This window comes from Mesorhizobium sp. M7A.F.Ca.MR.148.00.0.0, from assembly GCF_003997735.1.
Classification (GTDB): domain Bacteria; phylum Pseudomonadota; class Alphaproteobacteria; order Rhizobiales; family Rhizobiaceae; genus Mesorhizobium.
This window is the reverse complement of record NZ_RZTB01000729.1, coordinates 1-231: the sequence shown is the minus strand read 5'-3', so window position 1 is coordinate 231 and position 231 is coordinate 1. Positions and strand designations below refer to the sequence as shown.

Genomic DNA, 231 nt, shown 5'->3' with positions numbered 1-231 from the left:
CGCGGGCAAGGTCGTCGATCAGGGCGTCGTCGCCGCGATGCGCAAGATTGTACTGGTTCTGCACGCAGACGATCTCGGCTATCCCGCGTCCTTGCGCGATCTGCGCCGGTGTCACGTTGCTCAGTCCTATGTGCCTGACCAGGCCCTGTTCTTGAAGCTTAGCCAAGACGGCGAGCGGCGCTTCGATCGATCCCTCGGCGGGGCCATGGGTATCGAACATGATGCGCAGGT

General features: G+C 62.8%; 1 protein-coding gene. It reads right to left on the bottom strand.

Annotated features, from left to right (window positions below; all coding sequences use genetic code 11):
- Positions 1–231, bottom strand: a 231-nt coding sequence (locus EOB49_RS36015) for an aldo/keto reductase (RefSeq protein ID WP_206526244.1), incomplete at both ends; no start/stop codon positions are given.